The following is a 23,567-nucleotide window of genomic DNA, read 5'->3' on the forward strand; positions in this document are numbered from 1 at the left end:
GCTTCTTGCTGTTTTTACTTCAGGAAGTCCGGGACATCCAGGTCGTCGTTCGAGCCGTTCAGGTCCGAGTCGACAACATCTGGAAGGTCCTGGAAGGAGCTGGACTGCTCTGCGGCAGCTGGCTTCTCCTGGGCAGGCTGGGCTGGATTCGCAGCTTCGGTTGGAGCCGTTGCCGGGGTTTCAGGAATGCTTGCTGGCACCTGTTCGGCCGGGCGCAAGGACACAGCTGGCTTTGCTGCGGCCGGGGCCATTGGCTTGCTGGTGACATCTGGCTCGTCGAAGCCGGCAGCAATCACGGTGACGCGTGCTTCATCGCCCAGGGCGTCGTCGATGACGGCACCGAAGATGATGTTGGCTTCCGGGTGGGCAACTTCCTGCACCAGACGTGCAGCTTCGTTGATTTCGAACAGGCCGAGATCCGAGCCGCCCTGGATGGAGAGCAGAACGCCATGGGCGCCATCGATGGAAGCTTCGAGCAATGGCGAAGCGATAGCCAATTCGGCGGCCTTCACTGCGCGATCTTCGCCCCGCGCCGACCCGATGCCCATCAATGCCGAGCCTGCGCCCTGCATGACGGACTTCACGTCGGCGAAGTCGAGGTTGATCAGACCCGAGGTGGTGATCAAGTCGGTGATGCCCTGAACACCGGAGAGCAGAACCTGGTCTGCCTGGCGGAATGCGTCCAGCACCGATACGTTGCGGTCCGAAATGGAGAGCAGTCGATCGTTAGGGATAACAATGAGGGTATCGACTTCGTCACGCAGAGCTTCGATTCCCGACTCGGCGGAGTTCGCACGACGACGGCCTTCGAAGGTGAATGGACGGGTGACCACACCGATGGTCAGCGCACCAAGCGAGCGGGCGATGCGTGCCACGACCGGCGCGCCACCGGTACCGGTGCCGCCGCCTTCGCCGGCGGTCACGAAGACCATGTCGGCGCCGCGCAAGACATCTTCGATTTCTTCTACGTGATCTTCTGCTGCCTGGCGTCCCACATCCGGGTTGGCGCCAGCGCCCAGGCCACGAGTCAGTTCGCGTCCTACGTCCAGTTTGACGTCGGCATCACTCATAAGCAGAGCCTGGGCATCGGTGTTAATGGCGATGAATTCCACGCCCTTGAGACCGACTTCGATCATTCGATTGACTGCGTTTACACCGCCACCGCCGATTCCGACGACTTTAATGACCGCGAGGTAATTCTGTGGAGCTGCCACGTCCCGCTTCCCTTGTTAGATGTGCTACATATTTCACGACTCCAGCCAAAAACCTTAACCTTTAGCCTTAAGGTTAAGAATCTGTCAAGCTGTCGTTATTAGAAACGCTATGAGTCGAGTGGTCTTTCTGCAACGACCGCCTAGGCGTGTCGCTTATTCAAGACTATCTTTCCAGAATTTCTTGGCTTATTGGTCTTCCCGCGCCCAGAGCGCCGCGACTTAATACACCACGGGATTTTCCGGGTTGGTGACGTCGATCGTCGTCTTGGCCGCATGCTTTTTCTCGAGCTCTTTCAAGAAAATCAGTGCAACTTCATTTTTCAGGGCCGCCTTCTTCGCGTCTCCCCAAATCAACGTGCGGTTCTTCGGTAATGCCAATTCGGCAAAGCCGGCCTTGGACAGCGATGCGGTTGACACTTCTTCGAGCACTTTCTTGTCAACCGTGCTCAAGATACCGGTCAGCAGCTCAAACTGCTCAGCATCGGCAGTGACGTCACTGGCCTTAATCTTGGGAAGCTTGTCCTTGTCCTTCTTGCCGACGGTGCGAAGCTTCTTGCCTGTCTCGGAAACCAGGTATTCCTTCTTGCCCTCCAGCAAGATCGCCACCGGGACGGCTTCGATCACCTCCACCACCAAGGTATTGGGCATCTGCGCCTTGACTACGATCTCATCGATGGCGGGCTGGTCTCCGATGAGCTCCTGGACCTTGGCTTCGGAGATCCGCGGCAGCGGGGTGCCCTTCAGCGGTTCCAGGGACTCCCCCAACTTCTTGGAATCCACCAGCTTGGTGCCAGCGACTTCAATCTTCTTGGCAGCGATCACCGGCGAGAAGCTCAAGATCAGAACTGCAGCGAGGCTGAGCACGACAATGCAGGCCGCGACAATAATCAGGATCTTGCGCCGCTTCTTCTCCGGGTTCTCCGGAAGTTCTACGACTTTTGCTGCTTCACCCATGGATCACCTTGGTAGACGGAATGGGGCCGATCACTGCGGCCCGGGACTCTGGACGGAAGTTGTCAGCTCAGGGACTTCACGATGTCTGGGCCCAGCGCGGTAACATCTCCAGCGCCAATGGTCATGATGACATCGCCCGGCTCGGCCTGCTCAACCGCATGCGCAACCGCGGCTGCCGGCACCAGAACCTGCGACGGGACTTCGATGCGCGAGGCAATCAATTCGCTGGTTACCCCTTCGATCGGCTCTTCACGTGCCGGATAGATATCCAGCACGGCTACCGAATCAGCCAAGGACAAGGCCTGCGCAAATTGGCGGTAGAACTCCTGGGTGCGGCTGAACAGGTGCGGCTGGAAAACAACGTGCAGCCGGCCGTTGCCTGCCACGGTGCGACCTGCAGTCAAAGCAGCCTGCACTTCGGTTGGGTGGTGCGCATAGTCGTCGTAGACCCGGACACCAGCAGCCTCTCCCTTGAATTCGAACCGACGGGCTGCACCGGAAAAGCTGGAGAGCGCCTGCAGCGCTTCGTCGACGTCCACGCCTGCGTCGATGCCGACTGACAGCGCAGCGGCCGCGTTGAGCAAATTGTGCTGGCCGGGCACTGCCAGGTCCATGATCCGGCTCTGTCCGCTGCCCCATTCGACGGTCGCGGTGAACCGGCCATCGTCGGTGGCGCGGGCGTCGGACAGCCTGCGGTCGGCATGTTCACTGAAGCCATAGGACTGGACCCGGATATCCGGGCGCTCTGCGCGCATCTTGTGCGCCAAGGCATTGGCTCCTTCATCGTCGGCGCAGCAGATCAGCAGGCCGTCGGCTGGCAGCAGCCGAGCGAAGTCGACGAAGGCCTGGTGCACCGCTTCAGCAGTGCCGTAGTGGTCCAGGTGATCGGCCTCTACGTTGGTCACGATGATGACGTCCGGCCGGTAGTTGAGGAAGGAGGCGTCGGATTCGTCGGCTTCCGCCACAAAGTAGGATCCGGCACCGAGTTCGGCGTTGGTGCCCAGGCTTGGAATGTTCGCGCCTACCGCGAAGCTTGGACGTGCGCCGATGGTCTTGAGCATGTGCGCGGTCAGCGAAGTGGTGGTGGTCTTGCCGTGGGTGCCGGCGATGGCCACGATCTTCTCGTGGCCGCGCATCGTTGCTTCCAGGCCTTCGGAGCGGTGCAGGATGCGCAGTCCGCGACGCACGGCTTCATCGTATTCCGGATTGCCTGCTTTGATGATCGAGGAAATCACCACGGTGTCAGCGTCACCCAGGTTCGCGGCATCGTAGCCTACATGGATGCGTGCTCCTCGCTCGCGCAGCCCGTCGAGCACCGGCAGATCCTTGGCATCGGTTCCGGAGACGGTCAGTCCGTAGTCGAGCATCAGCCGTGCAACCGCTGATACGCCAACCCCGCCTACACCCATCAGGTGCACCTTGCCCAGATCGGAGTTCAGTTCGTCGGCTCGCAGTGCCATGGTTCTAGCCTTCCTGACCCGCACGGCGGCGGGTTGAAACTTCTTCAATAATCCGTCGCGCCATGATCTGCGCGGCGTCGCGCTGCCCCAGTGAGGCGGCGGCGTGAGACATCTTTTCAAGTTTATGCTGATCGGCCAGCAGATTGATGACATTTTCGGTGATATAGGACTTTGTGAATTCGGCGTCAGAAACCAGGACCGCTCCCCCGGCGGCTACCAGTTCACGGGCGTTGAGCTTCTGCTCGCCATTGCCGATAGGCAGCGGGACCAAAACCGAGGCGGTACCGGCGACGGCCAATTCGCAGACGGTGCCTGCACCGGAGCGGCAGATCATCAAATCCGCGACTGCGTACGCGTAGTCCATGCGATCCACGTATTCGATCTGGGTGTATCCTTCATGGACGAGCTGCTCGCCGGTGGCATCGCGAACCTGCTTGTCGCGTCCGGTGATGTGGATGGTGTGGATGCCAGCTGCGTCGAGCTCGTCAAGGGACTGCGCAATGGCTGTGTTGATGCTCTGCGCTCCGGAAGATCCACCGGTAACCAGCAGCACTGGCTTCTCGCCGGTGACACCGAAGTGCTCGCGGGCTGCTTCGCGCAATTCCGCCTTGACCATGGTCGCCACGTTGGAGCGCATCGGCATGCCTACCTGCACCTCGCCGGGCAGTCCTGTGTTGGCGAAGGTGGTTCCGACAAATGCAGCGTTCTTTGCGCCCAGCTTGTTGGCCATGCCCGCAACGGAGTTCGCCTCGTGCACGAAGATCGGCAGCTTCAGCTGCTTCGCGGCCAGGTAGGCCGGAGTGCAGACGTATCCTCCTACGCCCAGAACCGCTTCGGCCTTGGTGGCGCGCAGAACCTTCTTGGCGTTATTGACTGCCGTGATGAAACGAAATGGGAACTTGAGCAGATCGGCGTTGATGCTTCGCGGCATCGGTGCCTTCGGAACGAATTCCAACGGGTAGCCGGCTTCAGGCACCAGCTTCGTTTCCAGGCCTCCGGGAGATCCCAGGGCAGTGACCTGTGCGTCAGGCTGCTCGGTCTTCACGGCATCAGCGATGGCCAGCATGGGCGAGATATGCCCGGCTGTTCCGCCGCCGGCGACCACTAGGCGAAGTGCTTCGCTCATTTGTTGCTGTACTCCTTCGACCTGCCTGGGGCAGGATCAATGTCCACCGCATATCCGGCGATGGGTCTCTGCTTCTGATAACGGCCGGTTGCGGCCCGCTATTTGGTTTTCTTGCTCTTGGCCGGCTTCTCTTCCAGCTTCGCTTCGAATTCACGTTTCTGCGCTCTGGCTGAAGAGAGGACAAACCCCATGGCAAGCATGATCGCGAGCATTGCCGAGCCGCCGGAGGAAATGAACGGCAGCGGAACACCGATCACCGGAAGCACTCCGGTGACGGTACCCAGGTTGACGAAGGTCTGGCCGATTACCCATGACATCAAGCAGCCCATGAGCACCTTGGTGTACAGGTCGTTGGCGCGCGCAGCGATGCGATACATCGCCAAGGCCAGCAGGATGAACATGACCAGGACGAAGAGCACGCCGATCAAGCCGAATTCCTCGCCCAGGATGGAGAAGATGAAGTCGTTCTGCGCTTCGGGGACATAGGACCACTTCATGCGGGACTGGCCGGCACCCACGCCGAACCAACCGCCAGAGGCGAAGGCATGCAGGCCCATGCTGGCCTGGTAGCAAAGGTCATTGCTCGGACCGCAATCGGTATCTAGCCAGGCGAGGATGCGCTGCCGGCGGTTGGACGAAGCCAGGATCGCTATGGACAAGCCCGCGACGCCAACCGCGGAGAACGCCGCGAGCCACTTCATCCTGATGCCGCCAAGGAACATCGCCGCGGCAATGATCATCAACAGGACCAGGGCGGTACCCACATCCTTGCCGACCACTACGAGGCCAACGATGAGGACGCCAACCGGAGCCACGACGGGGACGATCAGGTGCTTGATGTCGTGAAGCATGTGCTGCTTCTTTTCCAGCATGAATGCAGCGAATACTGCCAAGGCGAGTTTGGCGAACTCGCTGGGCTGCAAGCCGAAGCCGCCGATGCGGATCCAGTTCCGGTTGCCGAGTACCGTGTGGCCAAGTGGCGTGAATGCGACGAGGAATAGCAGGATGAACGCCGCGATCACGGAGGGCCACGCCAGCCGTTTCAGCACTTCCGGCTTGATGCGCTGCATGATCAGCATGCAGACAATGCCCAGCGCGGCGAAGCCGCCCTGGGCCAGTGCCACGGTGAAGCCGTCCCGGCCTTTGGCGATCGCTTCCACCGATGCCGATGACTGGACCATGATCACGCCGAAGACTGCCAGCGCGATGGAACCCACGAGCACCAGCCAGTAGTCGGTGGAGGCCATGCGCCCGCTGGAGTTCTCCACGGTGCTGAGTATTTTGCCGATTCGCGCGTACCAAGGAATCTTGGCTTTGGATCCCGCTGGCTTCTTGCTCGATTTCATCGCCATCGGTGCCTCCTGCCTTGGTTTCGTTTGTTCGGTCAGCTCTCGACTACTTCTCTTCGCCAGCTTTATCCATCAGATCACTGACGGCAGCGATAAATGCGTTGCCACGCTGGGCGTAGGAACTGAATTGGTCCATCGAGGCCGCGGCCGGTGCCATGAGCACCGTGTCCCCTGCCTCGGCAACTTCGGCGGCCTTGGACACCGCACGGGTCATGACCTGCGCACCGCTAGGGGCTGATCCGTCGTTGCCCTGTGTCTCGCCGGTGATGTCGATGACTTCGACCTTTGGTGCGTGAGTGGCCAGCGCTTCGCGCAGGCCCGCGGTGTCGGTGCCGATGAGCAGCACCTTGGCCAGGCGCTGGGCATGCTTGGCGATCAGCTCCCCGTATTCCACGCCCTTGGACACTCCGCCGGCGATCCACACAACACGGGTGAAGGCCGCCAGCGAAGCGTCGGCCGCGTGCGGGTTAGTGGCCTTGGAGTCATTGATCCACAGGATGTCGTCCTTGCGGGCCACGGCCTGGATCCGGTGGTCTCCGGAGTCGAAGTTCTTCAAGCCCTCAGCTACTGCTTCCGGGCTCACGCCGTAGGCGCGGGTCAGCGCCGCGGCGGCGGCGGCGTTGGCGGCGGTATGGCGCGGAACAATCTCGCCGATGTCCTTCAGCGCGATGAGTTCCACCGCACTGGTCTTGCGCTCTTCGATGAAGGCGCGGTCCACCAGCAGGCCCTCGACAACGCCCACCATCGACACCGCGGGGGTATCTGTCGTGAAGCCGATGGCACGGCAGCCTTCGATGACGTCAGCATTTTCCACCATGGTGATGGTGACCTCGTCAGCCGCGTTGAAGATCGCCGCCACCTGGGTGCGTTCGTAGATCTTCGCCTTGGCGGCCTTGTAGTTCTCGAAACCGCCATGCCAGTCCACGTGGTCTTCGGCCAGATTCAGGACCACCGAGGCGACCGGCGAGATGCTGTGCGTGTAATGCAGCTGGAAGCTGGAGAGCTCGACGGCGAACACGTCGTAGTCCACCGGTTCGCGCACCGCATCGAGGATCGGGGTGCCGACATTGCCGACGGCGACGGCTTTCAGCCCCTCGGCACGCAGGATCGCTTCGGTCATGCCCACGGTGGTGGTCTTGCCGTTGGTGCCGGTGATGGCCAGCCACCGCGGCGCTGTGTGGCCGGCACGGTTCTGCACGCGCCATGCCAACTCGATATCGCTCCAGATCTCGATGCCTTTGGACTCTGCTTCCGCGATGACCGGGTTGCGGGGGTTCCAGCCCGGGGAAACCATCACCAGCTGGGCCTGCTGGCCATCGACCAGCGGCAGGGACTGGACGTTGGCGGTGCCGAGCAGCACCTCGTGGGCGCCGACGATCTTCAGGGTCTCGGCGCGCTGCTGGTTCATTTGGTCGTCACGGCCATCGATCACGGTGACAATGGCGCCGAGTTCGATGAGGGTATCGGCTGACGAGAATCCGGAGAGCCCCAATCCTGCGACGACAACACGCAGGCCTTTCCAATCAGCATCCCAGCTGTTCAGCGAGTCCAGTGATTTGCCAGCGTTTGCGCTCACAGTGCGACAACCCATTCAGAGTAGAAGAGACCCAGGCCCGCGGCCACGAACAGGCCGGCAAGGATCCAGAATCGGATAACGACGTTTTCCTCGGACCAGCCCGAGAGCTCGAAGTGGTGCTGCAGCGGTGCCATCTTGAACACGCGCTTGCCGCCCGAAATCTTGAAGTAGCCCACCTGGATGATGACCGACAGGGAGATGATCACGAACAGGCCGGCGATGACCACCAGCAGCAGCTGGGTGCGCGAGAGGATCGCGAAGGCCGCCACGGCGCCGCCAATGGCCAGCGAGCCGGTGTCGCCCATGAAGATCTTTGCCGGCTTGGCATTGAACCAGAGGAAGGCGATCAGCGCACCGGAGAGCGTGGCTCCCAGCAGCGCGAGATCCTGCGGGTCGCGCACCGAGTAGCAGACATCCAGCGAGTCGATGTTGCTGCAGGCCTGGTTCTGCTGCCAGATGCCCATCAGGGTGTACGCACCGAAGACCATGATCGAGGCACCGGTAGCCAGCCCGTCCAGGCCGTCGGTGAGGTTCACGCCATTGGTGGCGCCGGTAACAATGAAGTTTGCCCAGAGCACGAACAGCACCATGCCCAGCAGCGGCCCGGCAAATGCCAGGTCGATGTTGGTGTCGCGCAGGAAGGAAATCGCGGTGGAGCCGGGGGTCAGGCCCTGCTCGTTCGGGAACTGCAAGGCCAGCACGGCGAAGCTGATGCCGAAGAAAGCCTGCAGGACGATCTTCTGCCAAGCGCGCAGGCCCAATGACCGCTTCTTGAAGATCTTGATGAAGTCATCGAGGAAGCCGACCAGGCCCATGCCGCCGAAGAGCATCAGCACCAGCAGGCCGCTGGCGGTGATTCCCGACGAGGTGCGCCCCATCAGCGAAAGGATGCCATGGGTGGCGAAGTACGCCACGAACACGGCCAGCACGAAGACCACCCCGCCCATGGTGGGGGTGCCGGACTTGATGGCGTGCGAGTTCGGCCCGTCATCGCGGACGACCTGGCCGTACTGCTTCTTGGTGAGCAGGCGGATGTACAGCGGCATGGCCACCATGGTCAGCACGAGGGCAATGCCTGCCCCCAGGATCAATGCGATCATGCGTTATCGCCTTCCTTCGCGAATGCCGCGATCTCGTCGCCGAGGAAACGCAGGCCTGCCCCATTGGACGATTTGAACAACGCGATATCACCCGGCTGCAGCTGTTCCTGCAGCAATGCGCGGGCTTCATCCACGTCTTCCACGTAGTAGGCCTCGTCGCCCCAGCTGCCTTCGAGCACAGCGGAGTTGTAGGCGGGCTTGGCCCCGCGGCCTACCACTACAAGTTTCTTGATGTTCATGCGAACTGCCATGCGGCCCAGCAGGTCGTGCTGGTGGATGCTGTCATCTCCCAGTTCCAGCATTTCGCCCAGCACCGCCCAGGTGCGCCGGCCTGGTGCTCCGTCGGCGCCCAGGCCCAATTCGGCCAGGGTCACCAGCGCGGCACGCATTGATTCGGGGTTCGCGTTGTAGGCGTCGTTGATGATGCTCACGCCGTCAGGGCGCTCGATGCGTTCCATCCGCCAGCGGCTGCCAGCGGCTCGGCCTTCGAGGCCGGCGCAGATCAGCTCCGGGGCAACATCCAGCGCCAGTGCTGCGTTGGCCGCGGCGAGGATGTTGGTGACATGATGGCGGCCCAAGAGGCCCGAGGTGATCCGCTTGCTGAAGCCGCCGGGGAACTCAAGGGTGAGTTCTGGCTGCCCGTGCTTGTTCACGGCAACGTCGGTGGCCCAGACTCCAGCGTTCACCGGCTTGCTGCTTCCGGTGCCGAAGAAGCGCACTGCTCCCCCGGAACGCGAGTCCATGCGGGCCACGCGAGGGTCTTCGGCATTCAGGATGGCGATGCCGTCGACGTCCAGCGCCTCTACCAGCTCGCCCTTGGCCTTCTCGATGTTCTCCACCCCGCCGAATTCGCCGGCGTGCGCGGTGCCGACGCACAATACGACGCCGACCTGGGGATGCACCATATCGGTGAGGTAGGTCAGGTGGCCGATGCCGGTAGCACCCATCTCGATTACCAAATACTTGGTCTCTTCGGTGGCGTTGAAAACCGTCAGCGGTACGCCGACTTCGCCGTTGTAGGAGCCAATGGGCGACACGGTCGGCGCCACCTGCGACAAGATGCCTGCGAGCAGGTCCTTGGTGGTGGTCTTGCCGGCCGAGCCGGTGATTCCCACGACCTTGGCGTCGTTCTTTTCCTTGAGATGCGCAACGATGCGGGCGGCGATTTTGCCCATCGCTTCCACCGCATCGTCAACGATGACCGCCGGGTGCTCCCTGCGGTCTTCGTCATAGGTCAAGCGTTCGGCTAGGGCCAGCACGGCGCCGGCGGCGCGTGCACGGTCGATAAAGGCGTGCCCGTCGGAGAATTTTCCGGGCTTGGCAACAAATAAGGCACCCGGGACGACTTCGCGCGAGTCAGTGGTCACGGAAGTGATCACCGTGTCGGAGGCGGCTGTGGCAGTCGCCTTTCCTCCGGTGATGTCCAGCAGGTCGGTCAGAGACAGTTCAATCATGGCAATAAGGACTTTACACTTGAGCGGTGGCGATAGTGGTCTTGTACGTTCTAGGATTTGGTCACAAATCCATGAAGATTCAGTGCGTTCGCCAGTTCCACCCGATCATCCAGGTCCACGTCAATTCCCGCGACGTCTTGGCTGACTTCATGTCCGCGCCCGGCCACCAGAATCGCATCGTTGGCACCGGCCAAACTCACAGCGAACTCTACGGCTTTGGCGCGTGGCGCGATGTTGAACAGCTGCACCTGCGGACGCTCGGATTCGAGCACGTGCTGTGCGCCAGAGGCAACCTGGTCGCGGATCGGCGCCGGGTCTTCGCCATGGGGATCGTCGTCGGTGACAATCACGATATCGGCATGACGGGCCGCTACCGCTCCCATATCCGGGCGCTTGGTCTTATCGCGTTCTCCGGTGGCGCCGAAGACAACGATGCGACGGCCCTGCTCCCCCGGGCGGATGGAATCCAAGGCCTTGGCCAGGGCATCTGAATTGTGGGCAAAGTCGACAACGGCGACCGGTGACTCGCCTACGACCTGCATGCGTCCTGGAACGGCGACCGACAGCGGGTCCTTGGAATCCAGGGCACGCTGCAAGGCGTCGAGGTCTGCGCCGCCAGCGAGCACCATCAGGGCCGCTAGGGCACCGTTGGCGACGTTGAACATGCCTGGCAGCAGCGTACGGGTCCGCAGCTGGCGCCCGTCGCGGTGGACCAGGGTGAAGCTGTGGCCCAGGCCGCAGTGCTCCAGCTCGGTGACCCGCCAGTGCGCCGTGGCATGATCGCCATCAAGGCTCAGTGTTTCGGTGGGCACCAGGGCTCGATCGGCCAGACGCTGGCCGTATTCGTCATCGACCATGACCACGGCGCGATCGGAGCGTTCGGCGGTGAACAGTTCGGCCTTGGTTTCGAAGTACTCGTCCATCGTGCCGTGCAGGTCCAAGTGGTCCTGCGTCAAGTTAGTGTATCCGGACACGGCGAAGCGCAGGGCATCGACCCGTCCGTAGCTCAACGAGTGGCTGGAGACCTCCATGGCCACCGAAGCCACTTCCTGCTGGGCCATGCGCGAAAGCACCCCGTGCAGCTGGGTGGATTCCGGGGTAGTCAGCACGCTGGGGATGATCTGCCCGCGGGCAGACATCTCGATGGTGCCGATCAAGCCGGTTTCTTCGCCCAGGGCATCCAGGATTGCGCGGATCATGAAGGTGGTGGTCGTCTTGCCGTTGGTGCCGGTCACGGCGAACAGCTTCGGACTGTGCTGGTCCGTTCCGTAGACGGCCTGCGCGATCACTGCGGCGGATTTGCGGACGTCGGCCACGACAGCCACCGGGATTGCGAGATCATCGCCGAGGAATTCGAGCCCGGCGGTATCGGTGATCATCGCCACTGCGCCGTTGCCGATTGCGGTGTCGACGAATTCGGCTCCGTGGCGCTTGGCGCCGGAGATGCCGAGGAAGACGTCTCCTGGCTGGACGATCTGCGGGTTGAGGCTGACACCGAGAATTTGCGGAGCGGCGTTGAGCAATGCTCCAATTCGCACCGCACCTGCTGTTCCGCAGAGCTGGTCGAAGCCAATGCCGGCGGTGCTGTCCGGGCGTAGGTACCGTTCTAGCTCACGCGGAGTGTCGGGGTTCTGGACTACCAAGATTTCTTCTGATCCTCACCTACAAAGACGTCGTACGCCTCTGATTTAGTCGTGCTCGGCGGCACATTGAATGTATTGAGAGTATGGCTCATGACATCGGTAAACGTGTCCGCTACCGAGAAGTCTTTCCAGTTGCCCTTTGGACGGTACATTGTTGCCACGACCACGAACTGCGGATCCTCTAACGGGGCAACACCCGCAAAGGAATAAGTATATCCGTCATAGCCCTTGGCGCTTGCCGCCTGGCCGGTACCGGTCTTGCCGCCCACTCGGTACCCGGGAATGCGCTCTTTGTAGCCGGTGCCGTGGTCCACCACCGATTCCATGAGCTTGAGCATTTCCTCAGCTGTGCTCTTCTTGACCACGCGCTTCTTTTCAGGCGCCGGAATCTTGGTGATCGAACCATCTTCGTTCCGGTAGCCCTCAATCAGGCTCGGTGAAAGCCGAACGCCTTCGTTGGCCAAGGTCTGGAAAATCGAGGCGGTGTGCAGCACGGTCTGCGAATAGCCCTGGCCGAACATGGTGGTGTACTGCTGGCGCCGGTCCCAGTTCTCGTGATGGGCGAGCTGACCAGCGCTGGCGCCGTTGAGCCCTACGCGGATGGGCGAACCCAATCCGAAAGCACGCATGTAGTCGTAGCGGGTCTGCTTGCTCATCGTGTTGCCGACCATCACGGTACCGGTGTTGTAGGAGCGGGCAAAGATGCCCGAAACGGTCATGTCGTACGTCGGGTGTTCCAAGGAGTCGTTGATGGTTTCCTTGGTGAACGTCTTCTTGTGCGGCACGCGCATCTCGGTTAGCGGATCCACGCCGCCCTGGTCGATAGCGGCAGCGAAGATCGGGGCCTTGCCGGTGGAACCCGGTTCAAAGGCACGGGTGATGGAGGTGGACCGGCGGAATTCGGGCTTGGTGGCGCCTGGATCGTTCGGATCCAGTTCCGCGGAGTCGCCGATGGCCAGAATCTTGCCGGTGTCGACTTCCATGACCACCACGGAAACCCATTCGGCATTGAATTCGGCCTGCTTCTTTTCCGCTGCGCGCTGGGCGACGTAGTTGATGTCCGAGTCGATGGTGAGGATGACATCCTGCCCATCGACGGCCGGGGTTTCTTCGACCTCGGTGACAGGAATGCGCACGCCATCGGCGCTGATCTCGTATTTGCGGCTGCCTGCCTTACCGGCGAGGTGTTCTTCCTGGCTCAATTCCAGGCCTTCGGCACCAACCACCGATGTCTGGTCTTCGGAGTTGCGCACGAACCCCAGCAATGGTCCGGCGATCACGCCTTGCGGGTATTGGCGTTCGCTGCGCAGCAAAGAGGCAAGGCGCGGGATGCCAATTTCAAGGACTTCGTTGCGCACTTCCGGGGTCACGCTCTTGGCCAGTACGACGTAGCCTTTCGGCTCGGCGTCCCCCTGCGGACGCACCTTGTTGGCCAGTTCCTCGCGGTCTTGGTCCAGGGTTTCGGCTAGTTCATCAATGGCCTGGTCCCATGTAATGCGTTCTTGACCGTTGGTGCCGTCCCGCTTTGCGCGGCGAATGGTCTCGCCCTGCTTGCGCTGGTCGATGACCAGATCGTAGCGGTCCACGGAGACAGCGAGCGTGGTGCCATTACGGTCTTCAATGGATCCGCGATTGGGCGCAATGGTTTCTACGCGTTCGCGATTCTCTTGCGCGGCGTTGGCAATGGTTGCCGAGTTGATGCCCTGAACCCAGACAAGCCGCCCGAGGATCACCAGCAGCAAAACCACGGAGAGGATCAGCACTAAGCGCATTCGCTTTTTTGCAGTGTCGATTGCGGTCGAGCTCACAAAAGAACCTAACTTTCCCTCAGCGCGGTTTTCCAGCAGCGGCGGCCACCTGTATCTAGCTTAGAAAGAGCTGGCTACTCTGCTGGGGATTTGATGCTTGGTGCAGGGATCGTGCCCCCATTTAGCTCAGTGTCCTGGAACACTGGGCGGCCGTCCTTGTCGATTTCACGTTCGGTTTTCTCGGCCTTCACCTCAGGTTCCTTGGAACCATCAGTCGCTCCTGATTCCTTCTGTGAATCTGCTGAGGCTTTACCCACAGTGGTCTTCGGCGTGTTTGATGCGTTGGCATCGGTTTTGCTTTCGCCCTTGCGGATGCTGTCGCCTGGCAGCGGAATAGTTCCATATTCCTGCTTGCTGTTCTTGGCCTTGACGGCCTTCTCAGCGTCCTGGGTAACCTTGCCCTCGGAGAGGCTGATCAACCCTGGAGCGCCTGGTGAAACCAAGCCGAGGTCCTTTGCCTTTGCGGCCAGCGCCTGCGGTGCTGCCAAAGACTGTGCTTCCTTCAGCAGCGCCTGATTCTCTTGGGAGAGTGCTCGTTCCTGCGATCGCAAGTTCACAATGTCGTACTGGCGCTGAGCTACCGAAGTATTGAGCAGCACCAGCGTGACGATCACGCTGAAGGCCAAGAAGATCAGCACCGCAGACATGGTGAACATGGAGCGCTTGTTGGTCTCGTTCATTTTGGGAACCAGCGAAAGCGTTACGCGCTGGCGCGAATCCCTTTTAGGCAGGTTGCTAGCTGGGACGGGCTCGGGTCGCATTACACGCGCAGTGTTACCGTCGACAACCGGCTGGCTGTTCACGGCTGCGGTCTTCTGCACGCGGCGCTGGGCTCGTTGGCTCATGCTAGCTCCTCTTCAACACTCGTTCCACAGCACGCAGGCGGGCTGAGGCTGCACGTGAATTTTCTGCTATTTCGTGATCGCTTGGCTTCTCGGTGCCCTTGGTGAGCACCTTGTATTCAGCTTTATGTTCATCCAGTTCCACCGGGAACCCCGGAGGAGCCGACGAGGTTGATCCTTGGACGAAGTGCCGTTTGGTGATCTTGTCTTCCAAAGAGTGATAACTCATGACGACAACGCGTCCGCCGACGTTCAAGGCCCCCATTGCAGCCGGGATGGCGCGTTCCAGAACGTCAAGTTCCTCATTCACCGCAATACGCAGGGCTTGGAACGTTCGCTTGGCAGGGTGGCCATGGTTTCGGGCGGCCGCTGCCGGCACGACGCTGCGGATCACGTCAACGAGTTCAGCGGTGCTGGTGATGCGGTTCTTGGCACGCGCCTCGACGATTGCCGTTGAGATGCGGCCGGCAAACTTCTCTTCACCCCACTGCCGGATAATTCGAAGCAGTTCGTCGCGTTCCAAGTCGTTGACGAGGTCCTCGGCAGTTGGACCGACCGAAGTGTCCATGCGCATATCCAGCGGAGCATCATAGGAATAGGCGAAACCGCGTTCGCGTTCGTCGAGCTGTAGCGAAGATACGCCGAGGTCAAACAAGACGCCGTCAACGCCAGGGAATCCAAGGTCTTCCACGACATCCGCAATTTCGTCGTACACGGCGTGCACGAGGTCGATCCGGTCTTGGAACGGAGCGAGTCGAGCACCCGCAAGTTCGTGCGCCTGCTCGTCACGGTCTAGACCGATCAGGTGCAAATTATCGAACCGTCGCAAAATGGCTTCGGAATGCCCGCCCATGCCGAGGGTGCAGTCAACCACAATTGCCCGACGGCCTTCAGCATTGGCTCGCTCAATACCTGGAGCTAGCAAATTAACGCATCGGTCCAGAAGTACTGGAACGTGGCGTTCGGATGCTGGTCGTTGGGAATCCTGATTTGGCACTGCGCCCCCTTTCGCTTTCGATCTGCTGTTGAGATCAGATCCCCCTCCAACCAAGTGGCGATCCAATCTTCTGGCTCCGGGGAAGTGAAGCCAGACGATTTTCTACCCCATGGTGGCTGGAGATCTCATCCCAACAAACGGTGTGTCTTGTCGGCCTAGCGCCCGAGGGCCTAGTCTTCGTCGGTATCGGAGAACACGTCTTCTTGTTCGTCCAAGTACTGCTGCCATGCAGTTGAATCCCAGATTTCAATACGGTTACCCGCACCGATAACTGTGACCTCCCGATCCAGGCCTCCGTAAGTGCGCAGCACTTGCGGAATCGTTACGCGTCCCTGCTTATCCGGAACTTCATCCGAGGCCCCTGAGAGAAACACACGTGCGTAGTCGCGTGCTCGCCGAGAAGTCAAGGAAGCCTGCGCCAGTTGCTCGTGCTGCTTCTCAAACTCCCGCTGGCTGAAAACGTAAATGCAACGCTCTTGGCCACGGGTGAGAACCAGCCCGTAGGACAGCTCATCCCGATATTTAGCTGGAAGAATCAACCGGCCTTTTTCATCGAGACGCGGTGTGTAGGTTCCTAAGAACATGCACACCACCTTCCGCGTGAAGTGGCCGGAAGCCCCATTCTTCTCTACTTGCCTCCACTTTACTCCACAACCCTCCACTGTCAATGCAATTTCAGTGGTTTCGCGAGGGTATGGACTTAAAAAACAGCTGAATCTAGCGGGTGCTCAGCCTATGCTCAGGTGGAGGGAATTGGATCAGCAGTCGGCCCGGTCGAGCATCATTCAGAAATTTGACGCGCGAAATCCCCGGAATATAGCTAATTTCAGGCGCTGTGGTGGAAAGTGGAGGACCCCGGGGAGGTAAGTGGAGGCCGGCTCGGCCAACCAGGTGGAACCGAACCTTGGAATCTGCGGAGAATCCAAGATCACTAGAATTTGGTGCGTTCCCCCCGACGCTGGCATGCCGAGTATCCAGGGCAACCATTCGCGGCACTAAGCCAAATCTCTCGCATCGCGGCATCTGGCGCACAGGGGCTGCCGCGGCGCAAGGAGCACAGCTTAAACGAAAAAGAGGTGCAACCCTTAGGGTCACACCTCAATATCTATTGCTGATCAGCTATCGGACTGATCACGTTTCCGCTGGTTCCATTTTTCCTCCAGGCCGGAAAGGAACTGCGAGTTATTCTTGCTGGCCGATTTTGCGCCCGCTCCCTTGGAAGGACCGATTTTTCCGGTAGCCGTTTTTGTCAAGGCGAGCAGTACACCTGCGAACATCACGGCGAACCCGAGGACGCCAACGATGATGATGTGCTGGGATATTCCAAGAATGAGCCCCGCAAGGCCGGCGATTACCAGCAAGATGCCCAAAACAATATTGCGGGTCGACAGCCGCCCCGTGCCCGATGGGCCCTTCATGCTGGAAGCGAAGCGACGGTCTTCATGCAGCTGCTTTTCCAACTGCTCCAACAAACGCTGCTCGTGCTCCGATAGCGGCATCGTCTTCTCCTTCCAAAGGCAAACCTGACGGTCGTCCACCGTCTCCAAGTTCAACGTCGCGCCAATGGGAAAAGTTCCCCGGATTCGATTGAACTTATTTCAAGGATAGACTCTTTTGCACTCGCCCTGCTAGTTGATCTTCACCACTGTCCAGATATCCATACGTTCTACACAGAATGCGTTTATTCCTTGGGTCGCAGAAAACGAGCCGGGGTCACAATGGACTGCGGAAATTTCTGTCCGATCTGGTCAGCGATCCGTTCTGCTTCTCGCGCTTTCTCTTCACGCGGGTCCAAGCTGAATTGCAGACCCAACTCGTAATCTTGCAATCTTTCAGCTCTCACTCCGATCAACCGGACTGGTTGGGCCAACGGGGTCAATTTCCGCAACAGTGCCAGAGCGGACTCGCTAATTTTCGTAGATGAATCTGTAGCGGCAGCAAGAGCCTTCGAACGCGTAATTCCAGAGAAGTCCTTGAACTTGATCTTGATCCCAACACCGTTGGCTGATTTGCCGTGCTGCCGCAGTCGCTGACCGACCTTATGGCTAAGCCGCAATAGCTCACCCTCAAGCACCTGCGGCTCGGTGATGTCAACCGCGAACGTGTGTTCAGAGGAGATGCTTTTTTCATCCCTGCTAACTTCCACCGGACGGTTGTCTATCCCCCGAGAGAGCAGGCGCAGGGCCCGGCCATGCTCCCCCAGCCGGCTGATCAATCGCGCTTCCGGCTCGGTAGCAAGCTGCCCAACGGTCTCAATTCCCAAGGCATGGAGCTGGTCGGCGGTACGTTTTCCCACGCCCCACATTTTTGACACCGGCAATTCGTGCAGGAATTCCTCGGTTCTCTCGGGGGCAATTACAGCCAATCCGTCTGGCTTGGCGTAGGTCGAGGCCAGTTTCGCAACGAATTTGTTCCTTGCGATGCCCACGCTTGCTGTCAGGCCCATTTCCGCGCGTATGTATTCGCGGATTTTCTGGGCAATTTGCACCGGACCGCCAAGCATGCGCATGCTTCCCGTAACGTCCAGGAATGCTTCGTCAACACTGACCTGCTCAACGAGAGGAGTCAACGTGTGGAAGTAGGCCATGATCTGCGCTGAGGCTTCCGAGTACTTGTGATGGCTTGGCTCGATCACAGTAGCTTCCGGCATCAGCGGGATGGCCTGGCTCATCGGCATCGCCGAATGGATCCCTCGGGCTCGGCAGTCATAAGAGGCAGAGAGCACGACACTGCGTCCTGGAGGGTGCCCCACAATGACTGGCTTGCCCACCAGGTCAGGGCGGTCGCGCAGTTCCACGGAAACGAAAAAGGCATCCATATCGACATGCAGGATCGCTCGCTCCGTCATTCCAACCCTCTCCCCTTCTTATGGCCGCGCCATCAGCGCGCTCGAATGTATATTCGAGTTTAGCCCACGAGCTGAATCCAGCAGTGCCTTCTTTGCCAGACGAGAATCACCGGTAGAGTTGTTGCTAACCACCAGTTGCTTACCCGTAGAAATGATTTTGCATGTCGATGCCTGATTCCGTGCCGGCCCTCAGCAGTGAAGCCCAGGGCTTGAGCCGCAGCTACACCTCTGATGTTGCTCAACTACTGGAGGAGTTTCTGGCTGCGAAAAGCGATGAAGTTGGTCAAATCACCAGCAGCGCCATCGAAATCGTCAATGCAATCACCTCGCTGACCCGTGGCGGCAAGCGTCTCCGTGCGCTGTTCGCTTTCTGGGGCTACCTTGGCGCCGGCGGACAACCTGAAGATAGCGACATTGTTCGCCTCGGTGCCGCCTTGGAGCTCTTCCAGGGTGCAGCGCTTATCCACGATGACATCATTGACAACTCGGATACCCGACGCGGCCAGCCGAGCGTCCATAAGCGATTCGAGGCCCAGCACCTGCAGCTTGGACTGTCAGGGAGCGCTTCGAGCTACGGCACGGCCAGCGCAATCCTTGCCGGTGACCTATGCCTGTCACTAAGCGAGGAAGTTTTCTCGGGCATTACGTCCCTCACCCCTCGGGCGCGAACCATCTTCAATCAAATGCGCACCCAAGTGATGGCCGGTCAATATCTCGATGTTCTCGAAGAGTCTGCAGGTCCTGCCTACGATCCGAAGGAAGCGGTCAAGCGCGCTCGCACCATCGTGCGCTTCAAGTCAGCGAAATACTCCACCGAAAACCCGTTCTTACTTGGCGGCGCGTTGGCAGGGGCCAGTGAAGTGCTTTTGAATCACTACTCTGAATTCGCGCTTCCACTGGGCGAGGCGTTTCAGCTGCGTGACGATGTCCTGGGCGTGTTTGGCGATCCAGAAATCACCGGCAAACCGACAGGCGGCGATCTGCTGGAAGGCAAGCGGACTGAGTTGATTGCCCATGCACTGCTGCTTTCAACTCCTGACGAACAGGACTTCATTCAGGGGCGTCTCGGCGCAGCGGATCTCTCTCAAGAGGAAGTTGCACGGCTCAGCAATATTCTGCGTGATAGCGGTGCTTTGGCGGCAACGGAGCAGAGCATTAGCGAATTGACTACCCAATCAGATCTCGCGCTCGAAGCATTGCAGGTCTCCCCCTTGGCCCTGGCGGGAATGCAACAGCTTAGCGACGCCGTGACAAAGAGAAGTAAATAGCGAAACGTTACTAAAACTAAACAAAAGGTCTCAACCATGGATCCGTCAGGATGATGGTTGAGACCTTTTGTTTATGCTGGGGCAACTTCTTTCGGACCTACCAGCCCAGAGCCTGCGCCCTGCGGCGGATCTCGGTTTTTCGCCCCGTACGCAAAGCATTCATTGGCGTGCCAGGCAGCGACTCATCCTCGGTGAACAGCCATACAATGGCTTCTTCATCCGAGAAGCCGGAATCCGACAGTACCGAGAGGGTGCCTTTCAGGCTTTCAACCACGATGCCGTCTTGGAGAAAATCTGCAGGGATCGAACGGACATTGCGTTCGCCAATTCTCAACGAAACAATGGCACGCTCATCAAGCAGGCGGTGCACACGGCGAATGTCTACTTCTAATTCTTCAGCCACATCGGGCAGGGTCAGCCACTGGCCGACGAGTTCTACGGTTTCCTTCACCTCTCAAGGTTCCCACAAATTCCTGATCCGCGCAGAAATTTGGATGAAACCCACCTCAGCAGTTCCCATCAGTCACAGTAGTAGTGTAAATTTTCTTGTATCACTTTGATAACAATTGCATCACAGACAACATGAGGAACGATTTCCCTTTGTTACCTGCGGAGCAAAGCCCGTTATTTTCACCGTATAAATGAGGATTGACTTCATGGCCCACGAATCCAAACATGCTTCCAAGCATGCGTTAGGCGTTGTAGCAGGCGCGGCCATTCCCGCTGCGGTCATCGGTAGTCTCGCCTTGGCTCCAGCAGCGCAGGCAGCACCGACGATTATTCCTAACACCTCAGGAAGCTTTGCCAAGGCGGTAACTCCAGAGACCATCAAGGTTGCTGAGGACCAGATAAAAGCCCACCTGATCGCTTCTCGCGTATCTACGTTGGGCTTGCCAGCGAAACGAGATGTTTCCGAGATCAAGATTCCAGCAGGCGCATCCCTGTGGAGTATCGCTCGGGAATACGACACCACGGTATCCGAGCTGAAGAAGCTCAATAACCTCAAGAACGATTCGATCATTGCCGGCAAGACGCTCAAGGTCTCCGGTCACGCTTCAAAGAGCAGCTCCAAGGGCAAGTCTTCAAGCTCTTCGTCATCTGCGTCCACCTACACGGTTAAAAATGGCGATACGCTCAGCGCCATTGCTAGCCAGCACAATATGAGCTTGTCGGACCTGCTAGACAAGAACGACATCTCGGCAAGCAAGGTGATCTTCCCCGGCGACAAGCTGAAGGTCAAGGGTTCGGCTTCGAGCTCCAGCGGTGCAACCCATGCGAAAAAGTCTTCGTCCTCTGGTTCTTCGACTTACACCGTGAAGAGCGGTGACACCCTCGGAAGCATCGCCATCAAGCACAACATGAGCTTGTCGTCGCTCCTGAGCAAGAACGACATCTCGGCAAGCAAGGTGATCTTCCCCGGCGACAAGATCAAGGTCAAGGGTTCGTCCTCCTCCGGCTCGTCTCCGAAGTCGTCCCAGAAGAAGTCCTCCTCGTCTGCTTCTTCGAGCTACACCGTCAAGTCCGGCGATACCCTCAGCGGCATCGCCGCTAAGCACGGCATGAGTCTGTCCGATCTGCTGAAGATCAATGACATTTCAGCCAGCAAGCCGATCTTCCCAGGCGCCAAGATCAAGGTATCCGGCGGTTCATCGTCAAGCTCCACACCGAAGAGCAACGCTGCGCCTAAAGCAAAGAGCTCGACCTACACGGTCAAGTCCGGCGATACCCTCAGTGGCATCGCGACCAGCCACGGTATGAAGCTGGCTGCGCTGCTTGATCTGAACCCGGAGTTCAGCGCGAACTCGCCTCTGAAGATCGGCGCCAAGCTGAAGGTATCGGGCTCGTCGGTTGCGCCGTCTGGCGAGGTCAAGAAGCAGAAGATCGGCAATACCTTTGCTGGTCGCACCTATCCAGACCACGTTGTCAGCAACGCGAACTCGAACAAGGATTACCTTGACTCGATCGATGTGCCGAGTCGCGGCGAGATGCAGGCCCTGATCCGTTCCACTGCACAGAGCATGGGCGTTGACCCTGCACTGGCATTGGCACACGCATACCAGGAGTCTGGCTTCAACATGCGCGCGGTATCCCCTGCAAACGCCGTTGGCGCCATGCAGGTGCTGCCAAGCACTGGTGACTGGATCGCATCGGTCATTGGCCAGGACCTGAATGTCCTGAACCCTCGCGACAACGTCGTTGCTGGCGTCGCAGTTATTGCCTACAACTTGGACAACACCGACAACCTGGACGATGCAATCGCATCCTACTACCAGGGGTTGGCTGGCGTTCGCAACAACGGCATGTACGAAGACACCAAGCATTATGTAGCCAGCATCAAGGCTCACATGAAGAACTACCGCTAAAAAGACACAGAAGAGGCGGACCAAACACGTAGAGTGCTTGGTTCGCCTCTTCGTATTGCGGCTAGATCCGGTCTTTAGGCTATACGCCGGTCAAGATCCAGCGGCATGTCGATCACCACTTTGGTGCCGCCTTTCTCGCCCGGCAGCCAACGGATTTCACCCGATAGCTCGCTAGTCACCAGGGTTCGCACAATTTGCAGCCCTAGACCCTCGCGGCGCGGTTCCTCCGGCAAGCCATGGCCGTCATCCTCAATGACAACACGCAGCCAATCTTTGCTATCGGCACCCTTGTATCGTTCTGCGACCAGGGCAACCTCGCCATCACGATGCGCCAATCCATGTTCCACCGCGTTGGTCACCAACTCGTTGATCACCAGCGATAACGGTGTTGCCAAATCAGCGTCAAGCATGCCAAAATCGCCTTCACGGCGGGTAGAGACCCTTTGTTCCGGAGAAGCAATTTCCACGATCAATCGGAACTGGCGATCCATCAGATCATCGAATTTCACGGTTTCGTTCAGGCCCTTGGACAGGAAGTCATGGACCGAAGCGATAGTGGAGACCCGGCGCATGGCCTGCTCCAGCCCCTGCTTGCCGTCCTCCGAGCTCATCCGGCGAGATTGCATGCGCAACAGCGCCGCGACAGTCTGCAAGTTGTTCTTCACACGATGGTGGATTTCACGGATTGTCGCGTCTTTTGTAACCAGTTCCTTTTCGCGGCGGCGCAGTTCAGACACATCGCGGCAGAGCACTAGAGCACCCCAGCGCTTTGATTCGTTGCGAAGCGGGATGGCACGCAGCGAAAGCGTGACTCCGCGGTGTTCCACCTCGGTACGCCATGGCATCTTGCCCTGGAGAACCAGTGGAAGAGTTTCATCGACGACGCGTCGGTCGCTGACCAGCGCCATCGTCAGGTCAGCCAGCGGCTGGCCTTGCAGTACGTCGGCTGCGCCTAGACGGCGGAAAGCTGAAACAGCGTTGGGGCTGGCGAATTCGACGGCGCCATCAACACCGAGACGGATGAAGCCATCGCCGACGCGTGGCGCTCCTCGGCGCGATCCCGTGGGGCTGGCGAAGTCAGGCCACAGTCCTTGGGTGCCCATCTGCAACAGGTCATCCGCGCTTTGCCGGTAGACCAATTCCAGGTTGCTGGGCGTGCGGGACTGGTTGGGGTCGAAGTGGGAGGTGATCACCGCAACCGGGCGGTTCTGGCGCACCAGCGGAATCGCCTGCACAGTAGTCAAGCCCATGATGATGTCTTTGCCGGCCTGTTCCGCAGAGCGTTGCACTTCTTTGGTTTCCCAGGCGTGGTCAACCATGATGCGCAGGTCCTTGCGGATGCGTTCGCCCACGAAGTCGCTATGGAACGCGGTATGCGAGGTAGAAGGACGCACGTGTGCCAGGGCCGTGTAGGAGCCGTCCCCGGTGGGGAACCAGAGCACAAGGTCTGCGAATGCGAGATCCGAGACCAGCTGCCAGTCCCCCACCAGAAGATGGAGCCAATCCTCATCACCCGGTGCAAGTGCGGCACGTTGACGTAGTTCTTCGGTGATGAGGGCCATTAG

Annotated in this window: 19 protein-coding genes; 2 read left to right on the plus strand and 17 right to left on the minus strand. The window is 59.5% G+C overall.

Features of this window, described 5'->3' with window-relative positions; genetic code table 11:
- Positions 1–14: 14 nt before the first annotated feature.
- The 15 genes from ftsZ to dinB form a co-directional block, all read right to left on the minus strand.
- The gene (gene ftsZ / locus ATK23_RS07280) at positions 15–1,214 is read right to left on the minus strand and encodes a cell division protein FtsZ (protein ID WP_066144278.1); all 1,200 of its coding nucleotides are present in this window, start codon (positions 1,212–1,214) and stop codon (positions 15–17) included.
- Between the two features lie 219 nt (positions 1,215–1,433).
- Complete coding sequence (locus ATK23_RS07285; RefSeq protein WP_066144275.1) at positions 1,434–2,168, minus strand: cell division protein FtsQ/DivIB; 735 nt, start codon at positions 2,166–2,168, stop codon at positions 1,434–1,436.
- 62 nt (positions 2,169–2,230) lie between these two features.
- A complete protein-coding gene (murC, locus tag ATK23_RS07290) occupies positions 2,231–3,628 on the minus strand; it encodes a UDP-N-acetylmuramate--L-alanine ligase (RefSeq protein WP_066144272.1) in 1,398 nt (465 codons plus the stop codon).
- Positions 3,629–3,632: 4 nt separating this feature from the next.
- A complete protein-coding gene (murG, locus tag ATK23_RS07295) occupies positions 3,633–4,754 on the minus strand; it encodes an undecaprenyldiphospho-muramoylpentapeptide beta-N-acetylglucosaminyltransferase (RefSeq protein ID WP_066144269.1) in 1,122 nt (373 codons plus the stop codon).
- A gap of 98 nt (positions 4,755–4,852) precedes the next feature.
- Positions 4,853–6,106, minus strand: a complete 1,254-nt coding sequence (ftsW, locus tag ATK23_RS07300; RefSeq protein ID WP_066144266.1) for a putative lipid II flippase FtsW — start codon at positions 6,104–6,106, stop codon at positions 4,853–4,855.
- A gap of 43 nt (positions 6,107–6,149) precedes the next feature.
- Positions 6,150–7,694 (minus strand): UDP-N-acetylmuramoyl-L-alanine--D-glutamate ligase, encoded by a 1,545-nt coding sequence (gene murD, locus ATK23_RS07305; protein ID WP_066144263.1) that lies wholly within the window; start codon positions 7,692–7,694, stop codon positions 6,150–6,152.
- On the minus strand, positions 7,676–8,779 hold the full coding sequence (mraY, locus tag ATK23_RS07310) for a phospho-N-acetylmuramoyl-pentapeptide-transferase (RefSeq protein WP_038990524.1): 1,104 nt from the start codon (positions 8,777–8,779) through the stop codon (positions 7,676–7,678). The genes murD and mraY overlap by 19 nt, the downstream gene beginning before the upstream one ends.
- Positions 8,776–10,233: a UDP-N-acetylmuramoyl-tripeptide--D-alanyl-D-alanine ligase gene (locus ATK23_RS07315; protein WP_066144260.1), complete on the minus strand. Its 1,458-nt coding sequence runs from the start codon at positions 10,231–10,233 to the stop codon at positions 8,776–8,778. The genes mraY and ATK23_RS07315 overlap by 4 nt, the downstream gene beginning before the upstream one ends.
- A gap of 50 nt (positions 10,234–10,283) precedes the next feature.
- Positions 10,284–11,876: a UDP-N-acetylmuramoyl-L-alanyl-D-glutamate--2,6-diaminopimelate ligase gene (locus ATK23_RS07320; protein WP_066144259.1), complete on the minus strand. Its 1,593-nt coding sequence runs from the start codon at positions 11,874–11,876 to the stop codon at positions 10,284–10,286.
- A complete protein-coding gene (locus ATK23_RS07325; protein ID WP_066144508.1) occupies positions 11,870–13,648 on the minus strand; it encodes a peptidoglycan D,D-transpeptidase FtsI family protein in 1,779 nt (592 codons plus the stop codon). Before ATK23_RS07325 ends, ATK23_RS07320 begins: the two co-directional genes overlap by 7 nt.
- 110 nt (positions 13,649–13,758) lie before the next feature.
- Positions 13,759–14,529: a cell division protein FtsL gene (locus ATK23_RS07330; RefSeq protein WP_066144256.1), complete on the minus strand. Its 771-nt coding sequence runs from the start codon at positions 14,527–14,529 to the stop codon at positions 13,759–13,761.
- 1 nt (position 14,530) lies between these two features.
- Positions 14,531–15,523 (minus strand): 16S rRNA (cytosine(1402)-N(4))-methyltransferase RsmH, encoded by a 993-nt coding sequence (gene rsmH, locus ATK23_RS07335; protein ID WP_038990528.1) that lies wholly within the window; start codon positions 15,521–15,523, stop codon positions 14,531–14,533.
- A gap of 170 nt (positions 15,524–15,693) precedes the next feature.
- The gene (gene mraZ / locus ATK23_RS07340; RefSeq protein WP_038990697.1) at positions 15,694–16,107 is read right to left on the minus strand and encodes a division/cell wall cluster transcriptional repressor MraZ; all 414 of its coding nucleotides are present in this window, start codon (positions 16,105–16,107) and stop codon (positions 15,694–15,696) included.
- Between the two features lie 531 nt (positions 16,108–16,638).
- Entirely contained in the window at positions 16,639–17,022 is a 384-nt protein-coding gene (locus tag ATK23_RS07345) for an SCO2097 family morphological protein (RefSeq protein ID WP_066144505.1), read from the minus strand.
- Between the two features lie 182 nt (positions 17,023–17,204).
- Entirely contained in the window at positions 17,205–18,371 is a 1,167-nt protein-coding gene (gene dinB, locus ATK23_RS07350) for a DNA polymerase IV (RefSeq protein WP_066144254.1), read from the minus strand.
- A 161-nt stretch (positions 18,372–18,532) separates the two neighbouring features.
- Here dinB and ATK23_RS07355 point away from each other — a divergent pair, with 161 nt between their 5' ends.
- Positions 18,533–19,639, plus strand: coding sequence for a polyprenyl synthetase family protein (locus tag ATK23_RS07355; protein WP_083515715.1), 1,107 nt, complete (start codon positions 18,533–18,535; stop codon positions 19,637–19,639).
- Positions 19,640–19,736: 97 nt separating this feature from the next.
- Here ATK23_RS07355 and ATK23_RS07360 read toward each other — a convergent pair whose 3' ends face one another.
- Positions 19,737–20,090 carry an Rv2175c family DNA-binding protein gene (locus ATK23_RS07360; RefSeq protein WP_038990532.1) on the minus strand — a complete coding sequence of 118 codons (354 nt, stop codon included), beginning with the start codon at positions 20,088–20,090 and terminating at the stop codon, positions 19,737–19,739.
- Positions 20,091–20,295: 205 nt separating this feature from the next.
- On the opposite strand from ATK23_RS07360, the gene ATK23_RS07365 reads away from it, so the two are divergent.
- Positions 20,296–22,002: a LysM peptidoglycan-binding domain-containing protein gene (locus ATK23_RS07365; RefSeq protein WP_066144251.1), complete on the plus strand. Its 1,707-nt coding sequence runs from the start codon at positions 20,296–20,298 to the stop codon at positions 22,000–22,002.
- Between the two features lie 74 nt (positions 22,003–22,076).
- Here the strand turns inward: ATK23_RS07365 and ATK23_RS07370 are convergent, their stop codons facing one another.
- Positions 22,077–23,564, minus strand: a complete 1,488-nt coding sequence (locus tag ATK23_RS07370) for a sensor histidine kinase (RefSeq protein WP_066144249.1) — start codon at positions 23,562–23,564, stop codon at positions 22,077–22,079.
- Positions 23,565–23,567 lie beyond the last annotated feature (3 nt).

It is taken from the genome of Glutamicibacter nicotianae (assembly GCF_002797775.1).
Lineage (GTDB): Bacteria > Actinomycetota > Actinomycetes > Actinomycetales > Micrococcaceae > Glutamicibacter > Glutamicibacter nicotianae.

Coding starts and splice junctions, on each gene's coding strand:
- ATK23_RS07330 (WP_066144256.1), bottom strand. CDS start 14,529: ATGAGCCAACGAGCCCAGCGCCGCGTGCAGAAGACCGCAGCCGTGAAC.
- murD (WP_066144263.1), bottom strand. CDS start 7,694: ATGGGTTGTCGCACTGTGAGCGCAAACGCTGGCAAATCACTGGACTCG.
- mraZ (WP_038990697.1), bottom strand. CDS start 16,107: ATGTTCTTAGGAACCTACACACCGCGTCTCGATGAAAAAGGCCGGTTG.
- mraY (WP_038990524.1), bottom strand. CDS start 8,779: ATGATCGCATTGATCCTGGGGGCAGGCATTGCCCTCGTGCTGACCATG.
- murG (WP_066144269.1), bottom strand. CDS start 4,754: ATGAGCGAAGCACTTCGCCTAGTGGTCGCCGGCGGCGGAACAGCCGGG.
- ATK23_RS07355 (WP_083515715.1), top strand. CDS start 18,533: ATGTCGATGCCTGATTCCGTGCCGGCCCTCAGCAGTGAAGCCCAGGGC.
- ATK23_RS07325 (WP_066144508.1), bottom strand. CDS start 13,648: ATGCGCTTAGTGCTGATCCTCTCCGTGGTTTTGCTGCTGGTGATCCTC.
- dinB (WP_066144254.1), bottom strand. CDS start 18,371: ATGACGGAGCGAGCGATCCTGCATGTCGATATGGATGCCTTTTTCGTT.
- ATK23_RS07365 (WP_066144251.1), top strand. CDS start 20,296: ATGGCCCACGAATCCAAACATGCTTCCAAGCATGCGTTAGGCGTTGTA.
- ftsW (WP_066144266.1), bottom strand. CDS start 6,106: ATGGCGATGAAATCGAGCAAGAAGCCAGCGGGATCCAAAGCCAAGATT.
- ATK23_RS07370 (WP_066144249.1), bottom strand. CDS start 23,564: ATGGCCCTCATCACCGAAGAACTACGTCAACGTGCCGCACTTGCACCG.
- ATK23_RS07345 (WP_066144505.1), bottom strand. CDS start 17,022: ATGCCGCTATCGGAGCACGAGCAGCGTTTGTTGGAGCAGTTGGAAAAG.
- ATK23_RS07285 (WP_066144275.1), bottom strand. CDS start 2,168: ATGGGTGAAGCAGCAAAAGTCGTAGAACTTCCGGAGAACCCGGAGAAG.
- murC (WP_066144272.1), bottom strand. CDS start 3,628: ATGGCACTGCGAGCCGACGAACTGAACTCCGATCTGGGCAAGGTGCAC.
- ATK23_RS07315 (WP_066144260.1), bottom strand. CDS start 10,233: ATGATTGAACTGTCTCTGACCGACCTGCTGGACATCACCGGAGGAAAG.